24 protein-coding genes are annotated in these 23,064 nt (G+C 72.2%); 9 read left to right on the top strand and 15 right to left on the bottom strand.

Annotation, left to right across the window (positions count from 1 at the left end):
* Positions 1–6 precede the first annotated feature (6 nt).
* Positions 7–543 (bottom strand): bacterial proteasome activator family protein, encoded by a 537-nt coding sequence (locus EDD92_RS24490; RefSeq protein WP_123966276.1) that lies wholly within the window; start codon positions 541–543, stop codon positions 7–9.
* 86 nt (positions 544–629) lie between these two features.
* The gene (locus EDD92_RS24485; protein WP_399183893.1) at positions 630–1,049 is read right to left on the bottom strand and encodes a hypothetical protein; all 420 of its coding nucleotides are present in this window, start codon (positions 1,047–1,049) and stop codon (positions 630–632) included.
* A gap of 723 nt (positions 1,050–1,772) precedes the next feature.
* Here EDD92_RS24485 and EDD92_RS49955 point away from each other — a divergent pair.
* The gene (locus EDD92_RS49955) at positions 1,773–1,925 is read left to right on the top strand and encodes a hypothetical protein (RefSeq protein WP_185124513.1); all 153 of its coding nucleotides are present in this window, start codon (positions 1,773–1,775) and stop codon (positions 1,923–1,925) included.
* A 14-nt stretch (positions 1,926–1,939) separates the two neighbouring features.
* Here EDD92_RS49955 and EDD92_RS24475 read toward each other — a convergent pair whose 3' ends face one another.
* From EDD92_RS24475 to pdhA, 7 genes are all read right to left on the bottom strand, one after another.
* Complete coding sequence (locus tag EDD92_RS24475) at positions 1,940–2,920, bottom strand: NAD(P)H-quinone oxidoreductase (RefSeq protein ID WP_123966274.1); 981 nt, start codon at positions 2,918–2,920, stop codon at positions 1,940–1,942.
* Between the two features lie 61 nt (positions 2,921–2,981).
* Positions 2,982–4,088 (bottom strand): TrkA family potassium uptake protein, encoded by a 1,107-nt coding sequence (locus tag EDD92_RS24470; RefSeq protein ID WP_123966273.1) that lies wholly within the window; start codon positions 4,086–4,088, stop codon positions 2,982–2,984.
* A complete protein-coding gene (locus EDD92_RS24465) occupies positions 4,076–5,458 on the bottom strand; it encodes a molybdopterin molybdotransferase MoeA (RefSeq protein ID WP_123966272.1) in 1,383 nt (460 codons plus the stop codon). The genes EDD92_RS24470 and EDD92_RS24465 overlap by 13 nt, the downstream gene beginning before the upstream one ends.
* Complete coding sequence (locus EDD92_RS24460; RefSeq protein WP_123966271.1) at positions 5,455–6,393, bottom strand: NTP transferase domain-containing protein; 939 nt, start codon at positions 6,391–6,393, stop codon at positions 5,455–5,457. The genes EDD92_RS24465 and EDD92_RS24460 overlap by 4 nt, the downstream gene beginning before the upstream one ends.
* A 74-nt stretch (positions 6,394–6,467) precedes the next feature.
* Positions 6,468–7,772: a dihydrolipoamide acetyltransferase family protein gene (locus tag EDD92_RS24455; RefSeq protein WP_123966270.1), complete on the bottom strand. Its 1,305-nt coding sequence runs from the start codon at positions 7,770–7,772 to the stop codon at positions 6,468–6,470.
* Positions 7,772–8,776, bottom strand: coding sequence for an alpha-ketoacid dehydrogenase subunit beta (locus tag EDD92_RS24450; protein ID WP_030939119.1), 1,005 nt, complete (start codon positions 8,774–8,776; stop codon positions 7,772–7,774). The genes EDD92_RS24455 and EDD92_RS24450 overlap by 1 nt, the downstream gene beginning before the upstream one ends.
* Entirely contained in the window at positions 8,776–9,909 is a 1,134-nt protein-coding gene (pdhA, locus tag EDD92_RS24445; protein ID WP_123966269.1) for a pyruvate dehydrogenase (acetyl-transferring) E1 component subunit alpha, read from the bottom strand. The genes EDD92_RS24450 and pdhA overlap by 1 nt, the downstream gene beginning before the upstream one ends.
* Before the next feature lie 174 nt (positions 9,910–10,083).
* Here pdhA and EDD92_RS24440 point away from each other — a divergent pair, with 174 nt between their 5' ends.
* Positions 10,084–10,584, top strand: coding sequence for an Lrp/AsnC family transcriptional regulator (locus tag EDD92_RS24440; protein ID WP_399183887.1), 501 nt, complete (start codon positions 10,084–10,086; stop codon positions 10,582–10,584).
* A 15-nt stretch (positions 10,585–10,599) separates the two neighbouring features.
* Here the strand turns inward: EDD92_RS24440 and EDD92_RS24435 are convergent, their stop codons facing one another.
* Positions 10,600–11,190, bottom strand: coding sequence for a TetR/AcrR family transcriptional regulator (locus EDD92_RS24435; RefSeq protein ID WP_123966268.1), 591 nt, complete (start codon positions 11,188–11,190; stop codon positions 10,600–10,602).
* On the bottom strand, positions 11,187–12,704 hold the full coding sequence (locus EDD92_RS24430) for a 3-hydroxyacyl-CoA dehydrogenase (RefSeq protein ID WP_123966267.1): 1,518 nt from the start codon (positions 12,702–12,704) through the stop codon (positions 11,187–11,189). Before EDD92_RS24430 ends, EDD92_RS24435 begins: the two co-directional genes overlap by 4 nt.
* A gap of 159 nt (positions 12,705–12,863) precedes the next feature.
* Here EDD92_RS24430 and paaN point away from each other — a divergent pair, with 159 nt between their 5' ends.
* On the top strand, positions 12,864–14,555 hold the full coding sequence (gene paaN / locus EDD92_RS24425) for a phenylacetic acid degradation protein PaaN (RefSeq protein ID WP_123966266.1): 1,692 nt from the start codon (positions 12,864–12,866) through the stop codon (positions 14,553–14,555).
* Here paaN and EDD92_RS24420 read toward each other — a convergent pair.
* The 3 genes from EDD92_RS24420 to EDD92_RS24410 are packed head-to-tail and all read right to left on the bottom strand — an operon-like array spanning position 14,552 to position 17,517.
* Positions 14,552–15,316, bottom strand: a complete 765-nt coding sequence (locus tag EDD92_RS24420) for an RNA methyltransferase (RefSeq protein ID WP_123966265.1) — start codon at positions 15,314–15,316, stop codon at positions 14,552–14,554. The genes paaN and EDD92_RS24420 overlap by 4 nt on opposite strands.
* Positions 15,317–15,376: 60 nt before the next feature.
* Complete coding sequence (locus EDD92_RS24415) at positions 15,377–16,591, bottom strand: HTTM domain-containing protein (protein WP_123966264.1); 1,215 nt, start codon at positions 16,589–16,591, stop codon at positions 15,377–15,379.
* Complete coding sequence (locus tag EDD92_RS24410) at positions 16,588–17,517, bottom strand: DUF5819 family protein (protein WP_123966263.1); 930 nt, start codon at positions 17,515–17,517, stop codon at positions 16,588–16,590. Before EDD92_RS24410 ends, EDD92_RS24415 begins: the two co-directional genes overlap by 4 nt.
* A gap of 305 nt (positions 17,518–17,822) precedes the next feature.
* Here EDD92_RS24410 and paaA point away from each other — a divergent pair, with 305 nt between their 5' ends.
* The 6 genes from paaA to EDD92_RS24380 all read left to right on the top strand — a co-directional run bounded on the left by paaA (position 17,823) and on the right by EDD92_RS24380 (position 22,667).
* Positions 17,823–18,845 carry a 1,2-phenylacetyl-CoA epoxidase subunit PaaA gene (gene paaA, locus EDD92_RS24405; RefSeq protein ID WP_123966262.1) on the top strand — a complete coding sequence of 341 codons (1,023 nt, stop codon included), beginning with the start codon at positions 17,823–17,825 and terminating at the stop codon, positions 18,843–18,845.
* Positions 18,842–19,129: a 1,2-phenylacetyl-CoA epoxidase subunit PaaB gene (gene paaB, locus EDD92_RS24400; protein ID WP_057606276.1), complete on the top strand. Its 288-nt coding sequence runs from the start codon at positions 18,842–18,844 to the stop codon at positions 19,127–19,129. Before paaA ends, paaB begins: the two co-directional genes overlap by 4 nt.
* Positions 19,126–19,857, top strand: coding sequence for a 1,2-phenylacetyl-CoA epoxidase subunit PaaC (gene paaC, locus EDD92_RS24395; protein WP_123966261.1), 732 nt, complete (start codon positions 19,126–19,128; stop codon positions 19,855–19,857). The genes paaB and paaC overlap by 4 nt, the downstream gene beginning before the upstream one ends.
* Positions 19,854–20,369, top strand: a complete 516-nt coding sequence (paaD, locus tag EDD92_RS24390; RefSeq protein WP_123970520.1) for a 1,2-phenylacetyl-CoA epoxidase subunit PaaD — start codon at positions 19,854–19,856, stop codon at positions 20,367–20,369. Before paaC ends, paaD begins: the two co-directional genes overlap by 4 nt.
* A complete protein-coding gene (locus EDD92_RS24385) occupies positions 20,369–21,430 on the top strand; it encodes a 2Fe-2S iron-sulfur cluster-binding protein (RefSeq protein ID WP_123966260.1) in 1,062 nt (353 codons plus the stop codon). Before paaD ends, EDD92_RS24385 begins: the two co-directional genes overlap by 1 nt.
* Before the next feature lie 103 nt (positions 21,431–21,533).
* Positions 21,534–22,667 carry an acyl-CoA dehydrogenase family protein gene (locus tag EDD92_RS24380; RefSeq protein WP_123966259.1) on the top strand — a complete coding sequence of 378 codons (1,134 nt, stop codon included), beginning with the start codon at positions 21,534–21,536 and terminating at the stop codon, positions 22,665–22,667.
* A 19-nt stretch (positions 22,668–22,686) separates the two neighbouring features.
* Here EDD92_RS24380 and EDD92_RS24375 read toward each other — a convergent pair whose 3' ends face one another.
* On the bottom strand, positions 22,687–23,016 hold the full coding sequence (locus tag EDD92_RS24375) for a rhodanese-like domain-containing protein (RefSeq protein ID WP_030939073.1): 330 nt from the start codon (positions 23,014–23,016) through the stop codon (positions 22,687–22,689).
* Between the last annotated feature and the right edge of the window lie 48 nt (positions 23,017–23,064).

The following is a 23,064-nucleotide window of genomic DNA, read 5'->3' as shown; positions in this document are numbered from 1 at the left end:
AGATGGCTACAGGTACGGCCCGCCCGAGCGGCCGGCCGTGTGGCCTTCCTCGCCCATCTCGTGACCCACGCCCGGCGGCAGCGCGCGCCGCATCTGCTCCAACTGCGCCCGCGCGGCCATCTGCTGGGCGAACAGCGTGGTCTGGATGCCGTGGAAGAGGCCCTCCAGCCAGCCCACCAACTGGGCCTGCGCGATGCGCAGTTCGGCGTCGCTGGGCGTGCCGTCGTCCGTGAAGGGCAGCGAGAGCCGCTCCAGCTCCTCGACCAGCTCCGGCGCCAGCCCGTCCTCCAGCTCCTTCACCGAGCTGCGGTGGATCTCCTTGAGCCGGGCCCGGCTCGCCTCGTCCAGGGGAGCGGCGCGCACCTCCTCCAGGAGCTGCTTGATCATGCTGCCGATCCGCATCACCTTGGCCGGCTGCTCGACCTGCTCCGTCACCGGAATCTCGCGGGAGTCCTCGTCCCCACCGCCAATCGCCATGCCGTCCTGGCCCACGACCAGGATCTGGGGGTTGTCCGGCGACCTGTCGTTCCTCGGCATCTCCATGCCGCCATTCTCTCGCACGTGTGCATCTCATCACCGTGGTGCCCCCCGTGGAGGGTGATCCACCGTTTACGGTGCGGGAGTTTCCGTCACGGCGCGTGAGTTTCCGTCCTGAGCCGCAGCAGCCGGGCCTCGGTGGGGCCCCCGGTTCGAGCGACGTCGGGAATCGGGAACTGGGGGAGGTCCAGCCAGCCAATCTCGGCCTCCGTGTGGCAGATGAGCTGCTCCGGCACCAGCACCAGCACCAGCAGCCGCGCCGGCTCGTCCAGGTGGCCGGGCGTGCGGCCCAGCGCCTGCGCCCGCCGCCGTACGTACTCGTGCAGCGGATCCGCCACATGCCGGCGCTGCGCCTCGACGACCTTCCGCACGTCGACGCCGGGCGCCCCGACCGCCAGGACCAGCTTGATCGCCAGCTCGTCGCGCGGTGGAGCGGCCCGCTGCACGGGAGGCGCATACCAGGCCCGCAACCCGGCCCGGCCCGGCCCCGCCTCGGTCAGCGCGTACAGCACCCGCCCGGCCTCGTCCTCGCGGGTCCTGGAGGACCATCCCGTCCCGTTCCAGCCGGCCGAGGGTCGTGTGGCCCTGCCCGATGTTCAGCGGCCGGGTGCCGGCCGTGCGCGCCTCGTACTCGGTGCGCAGCCGGGAGCCGTAGCGGGGTCGTCTTCGAGGAGCGCCGGCAGCCCGTGACGAATCGACATACCCGGATTGTGCAGCGGGTTCGGACTTTTGGCGGAACCCGGAATGCCGGAAGTACGGGCCAATGTGACGCTTGGGGCGTGAATCCATGGCTGCGTGCTTTGAAGGGGGCCGGACTGGTCGTGGGGGTGGGGGCGGGCGTACTGGTGATCCCGTACGGGGGTGGTGCGTCGTACGGGGCCATTGCGTCGCACGGAGGTGTGTCGACGCACGGAAGCGTTTCGACGCACGAGGCCGTACCGGGGCGCGGGAGCGTTTCGACGCACGACGCTGGTCGTACGGCTGCTGAGGGAGCCCCTGCGGCTGCTTCCCGGGCTGCCTCTCCGTCTGCCTCTGCCTCCTCCACCGCCTCCCCCGGGCCGTCCCGCGCCGGGAGCCGGGCAGGTGAGGGCCGGGAGCGACCGGGACGACGGGAGACGGCGGGCGCGGACGCATCCGCCCCGTCGGACGAGGGGGACGAGGAATCGGCTTCCAGGGAGGGGGAGACGGACGCGGGCCAGGCCGCCTCGGCGTCGCCGCCCGCGGAGGCGGGCCTGGTGCCCTCCAGGCCCGCGCAGCGTCCCGCGGCTCACGCGGCCGAGCAGCCCGCCGAACCCGTCCTGCGGATCCTTCCACTGGGCAGCGGGCTGGTCCTGATCGGGCTCGGTCTGGGGCTCGCCTTCATCGGCCTGCGGATGCGGCGGACGTAGCGGACTCGGGGCGTTCAGGGCACGACCAGCAGCACCTTGCCCACGTGTCCGCTCTCCTCGACGACCCGGTGGGCCGCCGCCGCGTCGTCCATCGGGAGTTCGCGGTCGACGACGGGGCGGACATGGCCGGCGTCGAGCAGGGGCCACACATGCTCGCGTACGGCCGCGACGATCGCCGCCTTCTCGGGGAGCGGGCGGGCCCGCAGCGAGGTCGCGCTGATCGCGGCCCGCTTGCTCAGGAGCGCGGCGATGTTCAGCTCGCCCTTGATGCCGCCCTGCATGCCGATGATCGCGAGCCGGCCGTTGACGGCGAGGGTCTGGACGTTGCGGTCCAGGTACTTGGCGCCCATGTTGTCGAGGATGACGTCGGCGCCCGCGCCGTCCGTGGCCTTCTTGACCTCGGCGACGAAGTCCTGTTCCCGGTAGTTGATCAGGATGTCGGCGCCCAGTTCGGCGCACTGCTGCAGCTTCTCCTTGGTGCCGGCCGTGACGGCGACCTTTGCGCCGACGGCCTTGGCGAGCTGGATGGCCATGGTGCCGATGCCACTGGAGCCGCCGTGCACGAGCAGCGTCTCGCCGGGGCGCAGGTGGGCGATCATGAAGACGTTGGACCAGACCGTGCAGACCACCTCGGGCAGCGCGGCCGCCTGCCTGAGGTCGAGGCCCTTGGGAACCGGCAGCAGCTGGCCGGCCGGGATCGCTACCTTCTCGGCGTAGCCGCCGCCCGCGAGCAGCGCGCACACCTCGTCGCCGACCGCCCAGCCGGAGACTCCGGGACCGAGCGCGGCGACCCGGCCGGAGCACTCCAGACCGGGATGGCGGGACGCGCCGGGCGGCGGGTCGTAGAAGCCCTGCCGCTGCAGGATGTCGGCGCGGTTGACGGCGCTGGCCACCACCTCGACCAGGACCTCGCCCTCGCCGGCCACCGGATCCGGGACCTCGTCCCACACCAGCGCCTCGGGCCCACCAGGTTGGGGAATCGTGATCGCATGCATGGGCAGGACGCTACTCCTCGGCTCCCCCGCGAAGGCGTCGCGGCCTCGGCCCTGAGGGATCTCAGTCCTGCGGGACGCGCCGGACGTCGGGTGCGACCTGTGTGCCCGGCGACGCCCGGACGATGGTGATCAGCCGGTCCGTCAACTGCAGTGTCCCGATGCCCGGATCGTCGTATCCGAGCACCCGGTGCCCGCGTACGACGCTCACGACCAGGTCCTCGGTCTCCCGCGGCGTCTTGCCCACCTCGGCCTTCACGACCGGCCGCTCGACCATGTCGAGGCCGCTGCCCTGCTGGATGAGGTCCTCCATGACCATGGCGGCGGCCGGGCTGAGCACGGACAGGCCGAGCAGGCGGCCGGCGGCGCTGGCGCTGGTGATGACCGCGTCGGCGCCGGACTGCTGGAGCAACGGCGCGTTCTCCTCCTCGCGGACCGCGGCCACGATCTTCGCCCCGCGGTTGAGCTGCCGTGCCGTCAGCGTGACGAGTACGGCCGTGTCGTCGCGCTGGGTGGCGATGATGATCTGCCGCGCCCGGTGCACCTCGGCCCGCTTCAGCACGTCGCTGCGCGTCGCGTCCCCGACCACACCGACGTAGCCCTCGGCCGTCGCCGCCTCGATCACCTTGGAGCTGGGGTCGACCACCACGACCTGCTCCTTCTTCAGTCCCGTCGCACACACGGTCTGGATCGCCGAGCGCCCCTTCGTGCCGAAGCCGACGACGACGGTGTGGTCGCGCAAGGTGGACCTCCAGCGGTTCAGTCGCCATTCCTCCCGGGTGCGCTCGGTGAGGACCTCGAGCGTGGTGCCGACCAGGATGATCAGGAAGAGCACGCGCAGCGGCGTGACGACGAAGATGTTGGTGAACCGGGCGGTGTCGCTGACCGGCGTGATGTCGCCGTATCCGGTGGTGGAGAGGGTGACGGTCGCGTAGTAGAAGGCGTCCAGCAGGTCGACCGCCCGGTCGGAGTTGTCGTTGTAGCCGTCGTGGTCTGCGTAGACGATCAGGGCGGTCGCGACCAGGACCCCCAGGGCCAGTAACAGCCGTTTGGCGACCTGGCGTATCGGCCGCTCGACCACCTTCCTCGGCAGTCTCACGCGATGGGTCACGAGATGTTCGTCCGCCTGGCGGGCGATCGCGTCATGGCCCGGAAGTTTCACGTGAAACACACCCCGATTCCGGCGGACGCCCAGGGCAGGTCGAGGAGCTCCAGTTCCTGACCCGGGCGGGCGCCGCCCGGTGGCACGACCGCGAGGGCATCGGCCGCCGCGATGCCGCGCAGCATGGCCGGACCGTTGTAGTGCAGCGGCACGGCGCTGTCGCCGCGCAGCACGACGGGGATGAGCCGGGTGTCGTACGGATGCCCGTGCACCCCGTCCTGGAGCGGCAGGGCGTACGGCTCCGGAGCGGGGCGTGCGGCGAGCGTGCGCAGCAGGGGTTCGGCGAGGGTGAGCAGGCCGGAGACGGCGGCGAGGGGGTTGCCGGGCAGTCCGACGAGGTGCTGGTTCTCCTTGGTGCGGGCCAGCAGCATGGGGTGGCCGGGGCGCACCTTCACGCCGTCCACGAGGAGTTCGGCGCCGATGCGCTGAAGGGTCGGGTGGACGTGGTCGACCGGTCCGGAGGCGGTGCCGCCGGTGGTGACGATCAGGTCGGCCTCGGAGCCCGTGATGGCCTTGCGCAGGGCCTTGGCGTCGTCCCCGTGCCTTCGTACGGAGGTCACCTCGGCGCCCAGCGCGCGCAGCCAGGGCGGCAGCATCGGGCCGAGGGCATCCCTGATCAGGCCGTCGTGCGGCCGTCCCTCGGTGAGCAGCTCGTCGCCCAGGACGAGGACTTCGACGCGGGGGCGGGGGACTGCGGTGACGGTGTCGTAGCCGGCGGCCGCGGCGAGGCCGAGCACGGCCGGGGTGACGAGGGCGCCGACGGGCAGGAGCTGGTCGCCGGTGCGGCACTCCTGGCCGCGGGGGCGGATGTCCTGGCCGTGCTGCACCTCGCGGGTGGCGTGCAGGCGGCCCTTGTCGTCGGTGCGGCCGTGTTCGCTGCGGATCACGGCGGTGGTGTCCGGGGGGATGCGGGCGCCGGTGGCGATACGGACGGCCTCGCCGTCGGTGAGGGCTCCGGGCTCGGCGTGTCCGGCCAGGATGCCCTTGTCCCGTACGTCCCAGGGGCCGGGTCCCGCGACCGCCCAGCCGTCCATCGCCGAGGTGTCGAAGGAGGGCAGGTCGGTGAGGGCGGTGAGGGGGGCGGCCAGGGTGAGGCCGAGGGAGGCTTCGAGGGGGACCGAGACGAGGGGGCGGCGGGCGCCGGACCGGGCGGCGCGGGCGGCGATCGACCGGGCCTCGGGCCAGGGGGTGGCCCTGTGGTGGGCGTCGGGCTTGTGCGGCGCGGCGGGGTGGGCAGCCTGCGGGGCGGGCACAGGCGCGGAGTCGCCGGGGGTGCGGTGGTCGGGGGCGCGGTGGTCGGGTTCCTTCACCAGGGCGAGCACCTCCTCGACGTCGAGGTCCTCGACGTCCTCGCCGGGCCGGGTGGAGCGGGCGGTCATCCGGCGTCCGGGCGGGTGTCGGAGCCGGCGTCGGACTTGGCGCCGGCGGCCTTGTCCGTCTCGTCGTCCTCGTCGGCCCAGCGCAGGGCGAGGGCCACGGCCTTGCGGGCGGCTTCGGCGACGGCTTCGGGGCCCCCGCCGGCCTGGGCGGCCGCGTAGCCGACGAGGAAGGTGGTCAGGGGTGCCGCGGGCCTGGCCACCCCGTGTGCGGCGTCGCGGGCGAGGTCGAGCAGGACACCGGTGTCGACGTCGAGGTCGATGCCCAGCTCGTCCTTGGCTGCGGAAATCCATTCATCCAACACGTGCCCATGCTCCCTGATGCGTGCCCTGGCGGAGGCGATGTCGTCCCAGGTGTCGCAGTCGAAGGAGGCGACGGGGTCCGGGACGCGGGTGAGGTGGAGGGCGGCGGTCAGCCGGCGCAGCGGCAGCCCGGTGAGGCTGCCGTGCTCGGTGGCGAGCGCGGCCAGTTCGCGGCGCAGCGCGTGCGTGCGGTAGGCGGCCACGAGGGGCTGGTCGCGGCCGTCGCCGTCGGTGAGCAGGACGCCTTCGGCGTCGCTCACCTGCAGTGCGCTCAGCAGCCGCCGCACGGTCGCCGTCCCGAGGAACGGCAGGTCGGCGGAGAGAACCACGGTCTGCCCGGCGGTGGTGTGGTGCAGTCCGGCGCCGAGCGCGGCGAGGGGTCCCCCGCCGGGCGGGTCCTCGCGGGCCCACCGCACGGGCCGGGCGGTGGGCCGGGAGTCGGCGACGACGACGGTCGTGCGGGCGCCGGCGCAGGCGGTCAGCACCCGGTCGAGCAGCGCCCGGCCGCCGACGCGCAGGCCGGGCTTGTCGGCGCCGCCGAGCCGCCGGGCGGCGCCCCCGGCGAGCACGACGGCGTCGTACGCGTCGTGCGCCGGGGCGGCGCCGCGGTCGCCGGAGGGCTCGTGCGAGGTCATCCCCCGAGTATGCGTGCCGTCACGATCACAGGGAACGCATGGGCGTCACACGGAACGTGCGGGCGTCCTCGCCGTCACAGCGTGCGCAGCAGGACCGCAGGCTGTTCCACGCAGTCCGCCACGTACCGCAGGAAGCCGCCTGCCGTGCCGCCGTCGCACACCCGGTGGTCGAAGGTGAGCGAGAGCTGGACGACCTGCCGCACGGCGAGCTCGCCCTCGTGCACCCACGGCTTGGGGACGATGCGGCCGACGCCGAGCATGGCGGCCTCGGGGTGGTTGATGATCGGCGTGGACCCGTCGACACCGAACACGCCGTAGTTGTTCAACGTGAAGGTGCCACCGGTGAGTTCCCCGGGTGTGAGGTTGCCGGTGCGGGCCGCCTCGGTCAGCCGGGCGAACTCCGCGGTGAACGCTTCGGCATCGCGCGCATGGGCGTCCCGTACGACCGGCACGACGAGGCCGCGCTCGGTCTGCGCGGCGAAGCCGAGGTGCACCTGGTCGAGCTGCACGACCTCCCTGGCCTCCATGTCGACGGTGGAGTTGAGCTCGGGGAACCGGGCGAGGGCGGCCGTGCAGATGCGGGCCAGCAGGGCGAGGAGGGAGATCTTCGGCCCGCCCGAGGCGTTCATCGCGGCACGCGCGCGCATGAGCTCGGTCGCGTCGGCGTCCACCCAGCAGGTCGCCTCCGGTATCTCGCGGCGGCTGCGGGAGAGCTTGTCGGCGACGGCGCCCCGGATGCCCTTGAGGGGGATGCGGAGGCCGGTGGCGGGTGCCGCGGTGGCGGTCGGCGCGGGTGCCTGGGGTCGGGTGGCCGGCTCGGCCGTCCGGCCCTGTGCCTCGGCGGCACGCAGCGCGTACTCGACGTCCGCGCGCAGGATCAGCCCGTCGGGGCCGGAGCCCGTCATCTCCTTCAGGTCCAGGCCGTTCTGCCGGGCGAGCCGGCGCACCAGCGGCGAGATCACGGGGACGGGTCCGTCCGCCGCCTCGCGTGCGCCGGAGCTTCCGTTCGCCTCCCGGGGCGCGGCGGGCGCCGTCTGTCCCGGCCGTACCCTCCGGCGTCGCGCGGGCGCCTCCGAAGTGCCGTATCCCACCAGCACGTTGCCCGAGCCCTCGGTCTCACCCCCTGAAGCCGCCGGTCCGACCGCGACCGTCAACAGTGGTGCGCCGACGGGCAGTTCGGTGCCCTCCTCGCCGAAGCGGGCGGTGACCACGCCGCCGTAGGGGCAGGGCACGTCGACCAGCGCCTTGGCCGTCTCGACCTCGACGACCGGCTGGTCGACCGCGACGACGTCGCCGACCTCCACCAGCCAGCGGACGATCTCCGCCTCGGTGAGCCCCTCCCCGAGGTCGGGGAGCCTGAACTCCAACACCTGTGCCATCAGCTCTCGGCCTCCCACTGCAGACGCCCCACGGCATCCAGGATGCGGTCCACGCCGGGCAGGTGGTGGCGCTCCAGCATCGGCGGCGGGTAGGGGATGTCGAACCCGGCCACGCGCAGCACCGGCGCCTCCAGGTGGTGGAAGCAGCGCTCCGTGACACGGGCCGCGATCTCCCCGCCCGGGCCGCCGAACCCGCCCGACTCGTGCACGACGACCGCGCGCCCGGTGCGCCGTACCGAGGCGCAGACCGTCTCGTCGTCGAACGGCACCAGGGAGCGCAGGTCGACGACTTCGAGGTCCCAGCCCTCGGCCCGCGCGGCCTCGGCGGCTTCGAGGCAGACGGGCACGGACGGTCCGTAGGTGACGAGTGTGGCGCTGCGGCCCGGGCGCCGCACCACCGCGCGGCCTATCGGTTCAACGTCCGTCGGGTGCTCGGGGTTCCAGGAGTCCTTGGACCAGTACAGGCGCTTGGGTTCGAGGAAGACGACCGGGTCGTCGGAGGCGATGGCGGCACGCAGCAGGCCGTAGGCATCGGCGACGGTGGCGGGCGTGACGACATGGAGCCCCGGAGTCGCCATGTAGTACGCCTCGGAGGAGTCGCTGTGGTGCTCGACACCGCCGATGCCGCCGCCGTAGGGGACGCGAATGGTGAGCGGGAGGGGCATTGCGCCGCGGGTGCGGTTGCGCATCCGGGACACGTGCGAGATCAGCTGCTCGAACGCCGGGTAGGCGAACGCGTCGAACTGCATCTCCACGACCGGGCGCAGGCCGTACATCGCCATGCCGACCGCGGTGCCGAGGATGCCCGCCTCGGCCAGCGGGGTGTCCGTGCAGCGGTCCTCGCCGAACTCCTTGGCGAGTCCGTCGGTGACACGGAAGACACCGCCGAGGGTGCCGACGTCCTCGCCCATGACGTGCACGGTGGGGTCGGCGGCCATGGCGTCGCGCAGCGCGCGCGTGAGCGCCTGCGCCATGGTGGCCGGCTTGAGGGCGACGGTGGTCATCAGTGGCCGCCTTCCTGTTCCGCGTGCAGCTCGGCCCGCAACTGGGCCTGCTGTTCGCGCAGTTGCCCGGTGGGCTCGGCATACACGTGGGCGAACAGGTCCATGGGGTCGAGGACCGGATCCTGGTTCATGCGTTCGCGCAGGTCGGCTGCCATGGTCTCGGCAGTGTCGCGGGCGGCCCGGATGGCGTCGTCGTCGAGCAGGCCGCGCTCGGTCAGTTCGTGCTCCAGGAGCACGATGGGGTCGTGGGCGCGCCAGGCCTCGACCTCGGTGTCGCCGCGGTAGCGGGTCGCGTCGTCGGCGTTGGTGTGGGCGTCGATGCGGTAGGTGATCGCCTCGATCAGGGTGGGGCCGCCGCCCTCGCGCGCCTGCCGCACGGCGTCGGTGAGGACCTCGTGCACGGCGGCCGCGTCGTTGCCGTCGACCAGGCGGCCGGGCATGCCGTAGCCGACGGCCTTGTGGGCCAGCGACGGGGCCGCGGTCTGCTTGGCCAGCGGGACGGAGATCGCGAAGCCGTTGTTCTGGACCAGGAAGACCACCGGCGCCTGCCAGACAGCGGCGAAGTTCAGCGCCTCGTGGAAGTCGCCCTCGCTGGAGCCGCCGTCGCCGACCATGGCGAGCGCGACCACGTCGTCGCCCTTGAGGCGGGCGGCGTGCGCGAGGCCGACGGCGTGCGGGAGCTGGGTGGCGAGGGGGGTGCACAGGGGGGCCACACGGTGCTCGTGCGGGTCGTAGCCGGTGTGCCAGTCGCCGCGCAGCAGAGTGAGCGCCTGGACGGGGTCCAGGCCGCGGGCGACCGCGGCGAGCGTGTCGCGGTAGCTGGGGAAGAGCCAGTCGCGGTCCTCGAGGGCGAGCGCGGCGGCGACCTGGCAGGCCTCCTGGCCGGTGCTGGACGGGTAGACGGCGAGGCGGCCCTGCTTGGTGAGGGCGGTCGCCTGCACGTTGTACCTGCGGCCGCGCACCAGCTCGGCGTACAGGCGGCGCAGCAGGGCCGGGTCGGCCTTCGCGGCCGCCTCGGTGCCGAGGACGCGGTAGGGCTCCGCGTCGGGCAGCAGCGGCGCGGGGTCCGTGCGGGGCTGCCAGGCGGGGGGCGGCGATGGCCGATACCCGCCCCGCTGCTCCATGACCGTCATGACGGCACCTCCTCGTGGGAGCGGCTTCAGGCGCGCCACGGCTGTGATGCGCCTCACCTACCGATTGTTCGGTCGTCGGCACATTTTGGCTACAGGCACCTTCAGGCTGTGGACAAACGGTTCTCCACAACCTGAAATGAACGCAGTACGTCCATGGTAGGGAGGCGGGGGGACATGGCACCTGAACAAATGGCCGAAGGGGCGGAAGGCGGAAGTCCCCTGCCGTCGCCGCGGCCCCTCGACGCCATCGATCTGGACATCCTGCAGATGCTCCAGGCGGACGGCCGTGCGTCGATACGGTCGGTCGCGGAACGGGTGCACGTCTCACGCGCCAACGCCTACGCGCGTATCAACCGCCTCATCGAGGACGGCGTCATCCGCGGCTTCGGCGCCCGCGTCAACCACGAGCGCGCAGGTCAGGGCACCTCGGCGTACATCACCCTGAAGATCGTCCAGAACTCCTGGCGCACGGTGCGCGAGCAGCTCAGACAGCTGCCCGGGGCGTCCCACATCGCCCTGGTGGGCGGCGACTTCGACGTCCTGCTGCTGGTGCACACCTCGGACAACAGGGCGCTGCGCGAGCTGGTGCTCACCCGGCTGCAGGCGATGCCCGAAGTGCTCAGCACGCGCACGCTGCTGGTGTTCGAGGAGGAGGACCTGGAGCCCCAGGGCTGAGCCCTGCGAGGCCGCTCAGGCCTCCTTGCGCAGCCCTCCGAAGACCAACTGCACCACTGCGTCGGCCACTTCGCGCTCGCTCATGCCCCGCCCGTCGGGCCGGTACCACTCGACGATCGAGTTGATCATCCCGAAGACGAGCCTGGTCGCGAGCCGCACCTCCACGTCACCACGTACGTCCCCGTCGGCGGCCGCCGCCTTCAGCAGCTCGGCCACCTGGTGGTCGAAGTCGCGGCGCCGCTCCAGGGCCCACCGCTCGGTGGCCGTGTTGCCGCGCACACGCAGCAGCAGGGTCACATACGGCAGCTCGCCGATCAGCACCTCCACCATGCGCCGGACGACGTACTCGAGGCGCTCGGCGGCGTGCCCCACGCGCGCGTGCTCCTCGTCGAGGATCCCGAAGAGCCCGTCGAGCGCCCGGCTGACGGCCCGGCGCAGCAGTTCCTCCTTGCCGGCCACATGGTGGTAGATCGACGACTTGGAGATGCCGGCCGCCTTGGAGAGGTGCTCCATGGAGGTGCCGTCGTAGCCGCGTTCGTTGAAGACCTGGACGGCGACGGACAGCAGCGTCTCCGGGGTGTACGTGTCGCGCTTGGCGGTGGTCATGACTGGCTGCCCTCCCGCTTGTCGGAGGCGTACGCGTGCCGGTACAGCGCCAGCGACGGCGCATAGCGCCCGGAGGGGTCGCGCAGGTGCAGGTCGTCGAGGAGGGCGTACGCCCAGTTGCGGCCCAGCCTGCGGCTCCACTCGAAGGGCCCGAGCGGGTAGTTGACTCCCAGGCGCATCGCGGTGTCGATGTCCTCCTCGGTGGCCACGCCCTTGGCGACGGCGTCGTGCGCGAGGTCGACGATCCGGGCGACCGTGCGGGCCACGATCATGCCGGGGACGTCACCGATGATGCTGACGTCCTTGCCGAGCGCCTGGAAGAGGCCGGTGGCCTCGGCGAGGGTCCCCGGCGAGGTGTCCTGGGACGCGGACAGGGCGATACGGGTGGCCCGCCGGTAGTCGAGGGCGAGGTCGAAGTAGACGACGTCGCGGAACTCGACGGAGGTCTGGCCGTCGGCGAGCGCCAGCTGGCCGCCGCTCGGCAGCACCAGGCGGGTGCCGTGGTCCTCTTCCTCCTCACGCACGGCGATGCCCGCCTCGCGGATCAGCGCGAGCAGCTCGGAGGCGGGGCCCAGGTCGCCCTCGACGACGACGTACGCGGGCTGCTGCGCGGGCTCCGCGGTGTGCGGCTCGGGGCGCTCGGCGCCGTCCCCGTACTCGTACCAGCCCTGACCGCTCTTGCGGCCGAGCCGGCCCGACTCGACGAGGCGCTGCTGGGCGAGCGAGGGCGTGAAGCGCACGTCCTGGAAGAAGGACCGCCACACGGAGTGGGTGACGGACTCGTTGACGTCCTGCCCGATGAGGTCGGTCAGTTCGAAGGCACCCATCCTGAAGCCGCCGGACTCGCGCAGGATCGCGTCGATGGTGGCGGGGTCGGCGCCCTGGGCCTCGTACACGGCGAAGGCCTCGGCGTAGAAGGGCCGGGCGATGCGGTTGACGATGAAGCCGGGGGTGTCGGCACAGGCGACCGGTGTCTTGCCCCAGGCGCGCGCCATCTCGTACGCGCGCGTGGCCGACGAGACGTCGGTGGCGAACCCGGAGACGACCTCGACGAGGGGGAGCAGCGGCGCGGGGTTGAAGAAGTGCAGGCCGACGAAGCGCCCCGGGTGGCGCAGGGCGCCGCCGATGGCGGTGACGGAGAGGGAGGAGGTGTTGGTCGCCAGCAGACAGTCCTCGGCGACGATGTCCTCCAGCTCACGGAACAGGGACTGTTTGGCGTCCAGCTGCTCCAGGACGGCCTCGACGACCAGGGAGCAGTCCGCGAGGTCGGTCAGGCTCCGGGCGGGCAGCAGCCGGTCGCGCGCGGCGTCCCGGTCGGCGGCCGTGAGCCGGTCCTTCTCGACGAGCCGGTCCAGGCGGGCGCCGATCGCCGCGGCCGCTTCCGAGGCGCGCCCGGCAGCGGCGTCGTAGAGCCGTACGCGATGGCCTGCGACCAGCGCGACCTGGGCGATGCCCTGGCCCATGGTGCCGGTGCCGACGACGGCCACGGGGCTGCTGAGGTCGAGTGCTGTCATGTGCGCGATCCTCCCGCACGGGGTTTTCCACAGATGCGGCAGGCCCCCTTGTCCCGACCGATCGTTCGGTTACTCTAACTCTGACCGGCTGTTCCTGCCCATGTTTCTGCCAGGTCATGAGCTCGACGAAGAGTTCTCAAGACGAGGAGTTGGTCCCGCATGGCCGCCGAACTGACCACCCGCGAGCTGATCGCCAAGCACCGGCCCACCCTCGACCAGGCGCTCGAAGCGATCCGCACGCGCGCGTACTGGTCCCCGCACCCCGAACACCCCAAGGCGTACGGCGAGAACGGCAGCCTGGACGCGGCCGCGGGCAAGGCCGCCTTCGACGCTCTTCTCGGCACCCGCCTCGACCTGGGCCAGCCCGGCACGGACGACTGGGTGGGCGCCGAGGTCTCGCCGTACGGCATCGAGCTGGGCGTGACCTACCCGCACGCGGACGTCGACGAGCTGCTGCCCGCCATGAAGGCCGGACAGCGCGCGTGGCGCGACGCCGGCGCGGAGGCGCGCGCGGTGGTGTGTCTGGAAATCCTGGGGCGGATCAGCGACCGGACGCACGAGTTCGCGCACGCCGTCATGCACACCTCCGGCCAGGCCTTCATGATGGCGTTCCAGGCGGGCGGCCCGCACGCCCAGGACCGCGGCCTGGAGGCGGTGGCGTACGCGTACGTGGAGCAGGTCCGCACCCCCGACACCGCGGAGTGGACCAAGCCCCAGGGCAAGCGCGACCCGCTGGCGCTCAACAAGCAGTTCACCGCGGTCCCGCGCGGGACCGCGCTGGTGATCGGCTGCAACACCTTCCCGACGTGGAACGGCTATCCGGGCCTGTTCGCGTCCCTCGCCACCGGCAACGCGGTCCTGGTGAAGCCGCACCCGCGCGCGGTGCTGCCGCTCGCGCTCACCGTGCAGGTCGCGCGCCAGGTGCTCGCCGAGGCGGGCTTCGACCCGAACCTGGTGGCGCTGGCCGCCGAGCGCCCCGGCGAGGGCATCGCGAAGACGCTGGCCACGCGCCCGGAGATCCGGATCATCGACTACACGGGTTCGACGGCGTTCGGTGACTGGCTGGAGGCCAACGCCCGCCAGGCGCAGGTCTACACGGAGAAGGCCGGCGTCAACACGGTCCTCGTGGACTCGACCGCGAACTACAAGGGCATGCTCTCCAACCTGGCCTTCTCGCTGTCCCTGTACAGCGGCCAGATGTGCACGACCCCGCAGAACCTGCTGATCCCCCGCGACGGCATCCGCACCGACGAGGGCCCCCGGACCTTCGACGAGGTGGTCGCCGACCTCGCCCGCTCGGTCGACGGTCTCCTCGGCGACGACGCGCGCGCCAACGCCCTGCTCGGCGCGATCGTCAACCCGGACGTGAAGGCCCGCCTGGAGGCGGCTGCCGGTCTCGGTGAGGTCGCCCTGGCCTCCAGGGAGATCAGCAACCCGGAGTTCCCGAACGCGGTCGTACGCACGCCCGTGATCGTGAAGCTGGACGGCGCCAAGCCGGACGACGAGGCCGCCTACATGAGCGAGTGCTTCGGCCCGGTCTCCTTCGCCGTCGCGGTCGACTCCGCGGCGGACGCGGCGGAGCTGTTGCGCCGCACCATCCGCGAGAAGGGCGCGATGACGGTCGGCGCGTACACGACCGACGAGGAGGTCGAGCAGATGGTCCAGGAGGTCTGCCTGGAGGAGGCCGCCCAGCTGTCGCTGAACCTCACGGGCGGGGTGTACGTCAACCAGACGGCCGCGTTCTCGGACTTCCACGGCTCGGGCGGCAACCCGGCGGCCAACGCCGCGCTCACCGACGGCGCGTTCGTCGCCAACCGCTTCCGTGTGGTCGAGGTGCGCCGCGAGGCCTAGGAACTGATCACGCCCCCGGTGGCACTCCAGTGGTACAGCGTCATGGCCACACTGGTCGCGAGGTTGTAGCTGGAGACCTGGGGGCGCATCGGCAGCGACAGCAAGTGGTCGGTACGCGCGCGGAGTTCGGCCGACAGGCCGCTGCGCTCGGAGCCGAACGCGAGGACGGCGTCGTCCGGGAGCTTGACGCCCCGGATGTCGTCGCCCTCCGGGTCGAGAGCGAACAGCGGGCCCGCCGGCAGCTCGTCGGCGGCCAGCCGTTCCACGGCGGTCGCGAAGTGCAGTCCCGCGCCGCCGCGCACCACCGTGGGGTGCCACGGGTCGAGCGTGCCGGTGGTGACCACGCCGGTCGCGCCGAAACCGGCGGCCAGACGGATCACGGCGCCCGCGTTGCCGAGGTTGCGCGGGTTGTCGAGGACCACCACGGGGGCGGTGCGCGGAGTGTGCGCGAGCTTCTCGAGATTGGCCGCGCGGGACGGTCGTACGGCCAAGGCGGCGACGGCGGTGGGATGCGGACGCGGCACCAGGCTCAGGTACACCGGCTCCGGCACCTCGGTGAGGAGGCCGCCCAGCGCTGCCCGCACATCGGGGGCGAGCTCGTCGGCGAGGGCGAGCGCCGCCCCCCGGTCGGCGGTGACCGCCACCGGGACCTCGGCTCCGAAACGCACGGCGTGCTTGAGGGCGTGGAAACCGTCGAGCAGCACGCAGGTCCCGGCGATCCGGCGCCAGGCAGTCACGGGGTCGAGGGTGGGATCGGTCATGGCGTGCAGCCTACGTGCGCGTCGGACCCGGGCTCACGCCGTGGAGCACGGGTGCATGGCTCACACCGTCGAGCTCAGCTGCGTGGGCTCGGGGCTCTTTGGGGCTCGCGGCCCGGACGGCGTCGTACGGCCGCCGCGGGCGAGGAAGCGGCCACGCGCGCGTGCCGCCCAGCCGCCGAGGCGGTGAAGCAGCGACGTCGGCAGGAAGACCGCGTCCGTCGCGATCATCGCCAGCGAGAAGAACGGCAGGCCGAGGACGACGGCGATCACGGCGTGCTCGGTCATCATGGCCGCCAGCAGGACGTTCTTGACCCGCCGGTTGAACAGCGTGAACGGGAAGGCGACCTGCACGATGACCGTCCCGTACGTCACGAGCATCACCATGGTGCCGCTGGACGACAGCAGGTCGGCGAGCCCGGGCCAGGGCGAGAAGTAGTCGAGGTGAAGGGGGTAGTAGACCGCGGTGCCGTCCTGCCAGCGCGTGCCCTGGATCTTGTACCAGCCGGCCGTCGCGTAGATCAGACAGGCCTCGGTCATGATCACGAACAGGGCGCCGTTGTGCACGATGTTGGCGACGACGTCCAGCAGGATCCTGGGCTCCCGGCTCTTCGCCCGGCGCCCGACCAGCCACCACACGGCCTGCGCGAGCCAGACGCTCCACAGGATCACGGGCACGGTCGGATCGGCGCCGTCGAACCGCCCGCCGACCGTCACCGCGACCAGCGCGAACCCGAGCACAGCCCACAGCACCGGGCCGACCCGGTCGGAAACATGCTCTCCACGCGCGCGTGCCTGACGTGCCCGCTCCGCCCGCCGTGCGTCCAGCGACCAGACCCGGCCGCAGCGCGTGAACACCAGGTACACGGACATCAGGTGCAGGACGTTGTCGCCGCCGTCCCCCATGAAGACACTGCGGTTCTGCAGCGAAAGCACACCGATCATGAACAGCACGGACATGGTGCGGGTGCGCCAGCCGAGCAGCAGCAGGACGCTCGAGAGGGCGGCGAGCGCGTAGACGAACTCGAACCAGCCCCGGCCGTCCGACCACATCAGGGCCGTGAAGGCGCTGTTGGACGCGATCAGCTGCTGGGCGAGGTCCCAGCTCCACGGGCTGCCGGGACCGTACAGCTCCTCGCGATGGGGAAACTCGCGGAGCAGGAACAGCAGCCAGGTCGCGCTGAAGCCGATGCGGATCACGGCGCACTGGTAGGGCCCGAGCGCCGATTCCGTGATGCGGGCGATGGCGGAGGAGACCGAGAGGGCGAAGCGGTTCACCGAGTGCCTCCGTCGGTGTCTGCGGCGGCGACCGGCCACCACGGCAGCACCCGGTCCATGGGTTTGTCGGAGATCTTCTCGGTGCTCCACTTCGGCGGGGGCACATTGGTGGTACGGGAACGGACCTGGACCTGGTCGATGACCCCGCCCTTCCCGGCCGCGTCGTCGCGGCCCAGGCGGAGCACCACTATGCGCCGCAGATACGACTCGGACAGGGTGCCGCGCAGCCCCGCCGGACGGTTGTTGCTGTCGTGCGTGGCGACGAAGAAGTCCCAGGCCCGGCGCAGCTCGTTCTGCTCCGTGTGGCTGGGCAGCAGATTGCCGTCGATGGCCTGCCCGTCCTGGGCGGACAGGTCGTACCAGCCGGTGGTCCGCACCGCGCCGTCCTTCTCCTGCACCTCGGCGCGGACCTGGACGGCGATGTTCTGCTGCAGCGGGTTCGGCGCGAAGAGTTTCCAGTTCTGCTCGAACTCCGGGTAGATCCAGTCGTCGATCGCCTTGCCGTGCGCCTTCGTCAGGGTGTTTGACGGCGCGACGTGCAGAAAGACCATGCCGACGTGCACGCACACGACGACGGCGACGACGGCCAGCGCCAGCGCGGCGCCGATCTGGTAGCGCAGGGAGAGAGCGGCCACCCCGGTGCGGGGTTCGGCGTGCGGGCCGGGAGCGGGAGCGACCGAGAAGGCCAAGGCGCCGGAATCGAGTTCGGCGGCGTCCGTCGAGGCGTCCTGCGGATCGTCCGCCGGGCCCGGTCCGGCCGGCTCGGGCGGGCTGTCCGGCACGGCCGGGCTGTCCGGCACGGCCGGGCGGTCCGGCACCGCCGACCCGTGCGGCTCGGGCGGAGCATCCGGCTCGGGCGCACTGCCTGGCCTGCCCGGTCCGTCCGGCCCGTGCCGGGCGTCCGAGTCTGTGCCGTACGCGTCCATTCCGCCCCGTCTCCCGATCCCGGTCCGTCTTCCGGCCGCCCGGCCGCGGGGCGCCGTACCGCGTGTGCGCACCACGCCACCGCACTCGCACGGGCACGGTACTCAGGCCCGCCCTCGCGGCACAGCCCCTGTCGGGCCGACCTCGCCGCGGCGTACGCGAGGTCGCCCGGTTTGTCCACAGGACACGCCCGCAAGTTATCCACAGCGGTTGACACCTTACGGCGCCCGTCCCACCATGGAATCGCACGAACCGAACGATCGGTCGGGAGCCAGCTCCGGACAGAGCCCAGGTCGAGGGGGACCTCATGGCGACAGCAGCCGCGCACCAGGCGTACGGCACCGCGGAAGACACCGCCGACACCGGGGCCTACGAGCGCGCCTTCGACGCCGCCGTGGCCGCCGACGAACGCATCGAGCCGCGCGACTGGATGCCCGACGCCTACCGCGCGACGCTGGTCCGGCAGATGGCGCAGCACGCCCACTCCGAGATCATCGGCATGCAGCCGGAGGCCAACTGGATCACCCGCGCGCCCTCCCTGCGCCGCAAGGCGATCCTGATGGCCAAGGTCCAGGACGAGGCCGGACACGGGCTCTACCTGTACAGCGCCGCAGAGACCCTCGGCACCAGCCGCGACGAGCTGCTCGACAAGCTCCACTCCGGCCGCCAGAAGTACTCCTCGATCTTCAACTACCCGACGCTGACCTGGGCGGACGTCGGCGCGATCGGCTGGCTCGTGGACGGCGCCGCGATCACCAACCAGGTCCCGCTGTGCCGCTGCTCCTACGGCCCGTACGCGCGCGCGATGGTCCGCATCTGCAAGGAGGAGTCCTTCCACCAGCGCCAGGGCTACGAGCTGCTGCTGGCCCTCGGCCGCGGCACCCCGGAGCAGCGGGCGATGGCGCAGGACGCGGTGAACCGCTGGTGGTGGCCGTCCCTGATGATGTTCGGTCCCCCCGACGACGAGTCGGCACACTCCGCGCAGTCGATGACGTGGAAGATCAAGCGGCATTCGAACGACGAGCTGCGCCAGCGCTTCGTCGACATCTGCGTCCCCCAGGCCGAGTCGCTGGGCCTCACCCTCCCCGACCCGGACCTGAGGTGGAACGAGGAGCGGGGGCACTACGACTTCGGCCGGATCGACTGGACGGAGTTCAAAGAAGTCCTCAAGGGCAACGGCCCGTGCAACGAGCAGCGGCTCACCCAGCGCAGGCGCGCGCACGAAGAAGGCGCGTGGGTACGGGAGTCGGCCGCAGCCTACGCGGCCAAGCACACGAGCAGGACCGGCGAAGCGAGCAGGTCCGGCGAGACAGGAGCGACGCGAGCATGACGAACACCGACTGGCCCCTGTGGGAGGTCTTCGTGCGCTCACGCCGCGGCCTCTCCCACACCCACGCCGGCAGCCTGCACGCGCCGGACGCGGAGTTCGCCCTGCGCAACGCCCGCGACCTGTACACCCGCCGCGGCGAGGGCGTCTCGATCTGGGTCGTCCCGTCGTCCGCGATCACCGCGTCCTCCCCGGACGAGAAGGACCCGTTCTTCGAGCCGGCCGCCGACAAGCCGTACCGACACCCGACGTTCTACGAGATCCCGGAGGGGGTGAAGCACCTGTGACGGCTCCTGAAACGGCCGCGGTTGCCACGACCGCTGCCCTGGCTCTCGGCGACGACGCCCTGGTGCTCTCGCACCGTCTCGGCGAGTGGGCGGGCCACGCCCCCGTCCTGGAGGAGGAGGTCGCCCTCGCCAACATCGCGCTGGACCTGCTGGGTCAGGCCCGCGTGCTGCTGTCGACGGTGGGCGACGAGGACGAGCTGGCGTATCTGCGCGAGGAGCGCGCCTTCCGCAACCTCCAGCTGGTGGAACAGCCGAACGGCGACTTCGCCCACACCATCGCCCGGCAGCTCTACTTCTCCACCTACCAGCACTTGCTGTACGCCGAACTGGCCGCCACGGACGGCCCCTTCGCCGGCCTCGCCGCAAAGGCCGTCAAGGAGGTCGCCTACCACCGCGATCACGCCGAGCAGTGGACCCTGCGGCTCGGTGACGGCACGGAGACCGGCCACGAGCGCATGCAGCGTGCGTGCACGGCTCTGTGGCGCTTCACAGGCGAGATGTTCCAGCGGGTGGACGGCCTGGACGTCGACCTGGCCGGGATGGAGACGGCCTGGCTGGAGTCCGTCCGGGCCGTGCTGCACCGCGCGACCCTGACGGTCCCCGAGGGACCTCGCGCCGGGGCGTGGACGGCCGGCGCGGGCCGTCAGGGCGTGCACACCGAGTCCTTCGGCCGGATGCTCGCCGAGATGCAGCACCTGCACCGCAGCCATCCGGGGGCGTCATGGTGACGACGACCACCGCCCTGGAGTCCGAACTCCTAGAGATCGCCGGTTCGGTGCCCGACCCCGAACTGCCGGTGCTCACCCTCCAGGAGCTCGGCGTCCTGCGCGCGGTGCATGTGCGCGGCGCGGACTCGGTCGAGGTCGAGCTGACCCCGACCTACACGGGCTGCCCGGCCATCGAGGCGATGTCCCTGGACATAGAGCGAGTGCTGCACGCGCACGGCATACGGGACGTCACCGTCCGCACCGTGCTGCGGCCCGCCTGGTCGACGGACGACATCACAGCCGAAGGGCGGCGCAAGCTGCGGGAGTTCGGGATAGCGCCCCCGCGCGTGCGAGAGGCGTCCGGACCCGTCTCCGTGTCGCTGGGCCCGACCCGCACGCTGGAGCCGGTGCACTGCCCGCACTGCGGCAGCACCGACACCGAGCTGCTCAGCCGCTTCTCCTCCACCGCCTGCAAGGCGCTGCGGCGCTGCCTGTCCTGCCGTGAACCCTTCGACCACTTCAAGGAGCTGTGATGGCCCGCTTCCACACGCTCCGGGTGGCAGCGGTCGACCGGCTCACCGACGACTCCGTGGCCCTCACCCTCACCGTGCCCCAGGAGCTGCGCGAGGAGTACCGGCACGCCGCCGGCCAGCACCTGGCCCTTCGGCGCCTGGTCGACGGGGAGGAGATACGGCGCACGTACTCGATCTGCTCCCCGGCACCGGCCCCCGACGGCGCGGGCCCTGCCACCCTGCGGGTCGGCGTGCGCCTGGTCGAGGGCGGGGCCTTCTCGACGTACGCACTCAAGGAGATCGACGTCGGCGACGAGCTGGAGGTGATGACCCCGGCCGGCCGCTTCACCCTCGACCCGGCGCCCGCCCTGTACGCGGCGATCGTCGGCGGCAGCGGCATCACCCCGGTGCTGTCGATCGCCTCGACGCTGCTGGCGCGCGAGCCGGAGGCCCGGTTCTGTCTGATACGCAGCGACCGTACGGCCGCCTCGACGATGTTCCTGGACGAGGTCGCCGATCTGAAGGACCGGTATCCGGGACGGCTGCAGCTGGTGACGGTGCTGTCCCGGGAGGAACAGCAGGCGGGGCTGGGGTCCGGGCGGCTCGACCAGGAGCGGCTGACCGGGCTGCTGCCGGCGCTGCTGCCGGTGGGACAGGTGGCGGGATGGTTCCTGTGCGGGCCGTTCGGGCTGGTCCAAGGGGCCGAGCGGGCCCTGCGCGGGCTCGGTGTGGGGCGCACGCGCATCCACGAGGAGATCTTCCACGTCGACGCCGCCGTCCCCGCTCCGACCGCGACGGCCCCCGCGCACAGCACGGTCACCGCCCGGCTCGACGGCCGCGGCGGGACCTGGCCCGTGCAGGACGGCGAGTCCCTGCTGGAGACGGTCCTGCGCAACCGGCCCGACGCGCCCTACGCCTGCAAGGGCGGGGTGTGCGGCACATGCCGGGCCTTCCTGGTCACCGGCGAGGTGCGCATGGACCGCAACTTCGCGCTGGAACCGGAGGAGACGGAGGCGGGATACGTGCTGGCATGCCAGTCGCATCCGGTGACGGAGAAGGTGGAGCTGGACTTCGACCGCTGAACGCACGGCCAGGGTCCGGAGTCGGCGGACCGTTCCCTTCTTCTAGAACCTGTTCTATCTTGACGGTCCGTCAGATCAGCGGACCCTCCGGAGGGACAGGACCGTGGACTTCACCTTCACCGAGGAGCAGCAGGCGGCGGCCGAGGCGGCGCGGGGGGTGTTCGCCGGGGTCGAGCCGGACGCGGTGCCCAGCCCCTCACTCGTACCCGGCGCCGTCGCCGAGGACTTCGACCGCGCACTGTGGACCCGGCTCGCCGAGGCGGACCTGCTGAGCCTGCTGCTCGGCGCGGAGTACGGCGGGGCGGGCCTGGACGCCATCGCGCTCTGCCTGGTGCTGCGGGAGTCGGCCAGGGTACTGGCACGCGTTCCGCTGCTGGAGACCAGCGCGGCCGCGGCGGCCGTACAGGCATACGGCGGCGAGGAGTTGAAGTCGGCGCTGCTCCCCCGCGCGGGGCGGGGCGAGGCGGTGCTGACCGTCGCCGCGAACGGCCGCACCGGCCACGACCCGGCCGAACTCGCCGTGACCGCACGGCAGGAGGGCGACCAGTGGCTCCTGGACGGGGTGCAGACCGCCGTGCCCTGGGCGCACACCGCCGACTTCGTCGTCGTACCCGCCCATACGACCGCCGACCGCACCCTCCTCGCCGTGATCCCCCGCATCCATCAGGGCGTCGGGCTCGGCGAGCAGGTCTCCACCACCGGCGAGCGGCTCGGCGAACTGCGTCTGGAGTCCGCACGGATCCCGGCCCGTGACGTCATCGACGCCGACGGCGCATGGGAGTGGCTGCGCGAACTGCTGACGACCGGAACGTGCGCGCTGGCCCTCGGGCTCGGCGAACGGGTCCTCGCGATGACCAGTGAATACACCGGCAAACGGGAGCAGTTCGGACACCCCGTCGCCACGTTCCAGGCCGTCGCCGTGCAGGCCGCCGACCGGTACATCGACCTGCGCGCGATGGAGGCCACGCTGTGGCAGGCCGCGTGGCGGATCGCCTCGGGAGCACCCGGCGTACTGCCCGCCTCCGGTGACGTCGCCGTCGCCAAGATCTGGGCGTCGGAGGGCGTACGGCGGGTCGTGCAGACGGCACAGCATCTGCACGGCGGGTTCGGGGCGGACGTCGAATACCCCCTGCACCGGTACCACGCCTGGGCCAAGCACCTGGAACTGCAGCTCGGCCCGCCGGCAGCGCACGAAGACGCCCTCGGCGACCTGCTGGCGGCGCACCCGCTGGGCTGACCGCAGCGGCCGCCGCGAGCTACAGGACGAACCCGGGCTGCCCCTCGTCGGTCACGACCGGGCGGCCCGCAGCCGCCCACACCTGCATGCCGCCGTCGACGTTCACCGCATCGATGCCCTGCTGCACGAGGTACATCGCGACCTGCGCCGAGCGGCCGCCGGAGCGGCAGATCACGTTGACGCGGCCGTCCTGCGGCGCGGCCTCGGTCAGCTCGCCGTAGCGGGCGACGAAATCACTGATGGGGATGTGCAGTGCCCCTTCGGCGTGACCCGCCTGCCACTCGTCGTCCTCGCGGACGTCCAGCAGGAAGTCGCCGTCCTTGAGGTCCCCGACCTCGACCGTGGGCACACCAGCTCCGAAATGCATGCCCAAGACGCTACCCGACGCGGCCGGAGA

This window comes from Streptomyces sp. TLI_185, from assembly GCF_003814765.1.
Classification (GTDB): domain Bacteria; phylum Actinomycetota; class Actinomycetes; order Streptomycetales; family Streptomycetaceae; genus Streptomyces.
Note: the sequence above shows the minus strand (reverse complement) of the source record. Positions and strands in the feature narration are given on the sequence as shown.

Excerpts from the sequence above, each read along its gene's own strand:
- EDD92_RS24410 (WP_123966263.1), bottom strand. The coding sequence starts at position 17,517 with ATGGACGCGTACGGCACAGACTCGGACGCCCGGCACGGGCCGGACGGA.
- EDD92_RS24430 (WP_123966267.1), bottom strand. The coding sequence starts at position 12,704 with ATGACAGCACTCGACCTCAGCAGCCCCGTGGCCGTCGTCGGCACCGGC.
- EDD92_RS24420 (WP_123966265.1), bottom strand. The coding sequence starts at position 15,316 with ATGACCGATCCCACCCTCGACCCCGTGACTGCCTGGCGCCGGATCGCC.
- EDD92_RS24475 (WP_123966274.1), bottom strand. The coding sequence starts at position 2,920 with ATGCATGCGATCACGATTCCCCAACCTGGTGGGCCCGAGGCGCTGGTG.
- EDD92_RS24455 (WP_123966270.1), bottom strand. The coding sequence starts at position 7,772 with ATGGCACAGGTGTTGGAGTTCAGGCTCCCCGACCTCGGGGAGGGGCTC.
- EDD92_RS24450 (WP_030939119.1), bottom strand. The coding sequence starts at position 8,776 with ATGACCACCGTCGCCCTCAAGCCGGCCACCATGGCGCAGGCGCTCACG.
- paaA (WP_123966262.1), top strand. The coding sequence starts at position 17,823 with ATGGCGACAGCAGCCGCGCACCAGGCGTACGGCACCGCGGAAGACACC.
- EDD92_RS24435 (WP_123966268.1), bottom strand. The coding sequence starts at position 11,190 with ATGACCACCGCCAAGCGCGACACGTACACCCCGGAGACGCTGCTGTCC.
- EDD92_RS24385 (WP_123966260.1), top strand. The coding sequence starts at position 20,369 with ATGGCCCGCTTCCACACGCTCCGGGTGGCAGCGGTCGACCGGCTCACC.
- EDD92_RS24490 (WP_123966276.1), bottom strand. The coding sequence starts at position 543 with ATGGAGATGCCGAGGAACGACAGGTCGCCGGACAACCCCCAGATCCTG.
- paaB (WP_057606276.1), top strand. The coding sequence starts at position 18,842 with ATGACGAACACCGACTGGCCCCTGTGGGAGGTCTTCGTGCGCTCACGC.
- EDD92_RS24440 (WP_399183887.1), top strand. The coding sequence starts at position 10,084 with ATGGCACCTGAACAAATGGCCGAAGGGGCGGAAGGCGGAAGTCCCCTG.
- pdhA (WP_123966269.1), bottom strand. The coding sequence starts at position 9,909 with ATGACGGTCATGGAGCAGCGGGGCGGGTATCGGCCATCGCCGCCCCCC.
- EDD92_RS24460 (WP_123966271.1), bottom strand. The coding sequence starts at position 6,393 with ATGACCTCGCACGAGCCCTCCGGCGACCGCGGCGCCGCCCCGGCGCAC.
- EDD92_RS24465 (WP_123966272.1), bottom strand. The coding sequence starts at position 5,458 with ATGACCGCCCGCTCCACCCGGCCCGGCGAGGACGTCGAGGACCTCGAC.
- paaN (WP_123966266.1), top strand. The coding sequence starts at position 12,864 with ATGGCCGCCGAACTGACCACCCGCGAGCTGATCGCCAAGCACCGGCCC.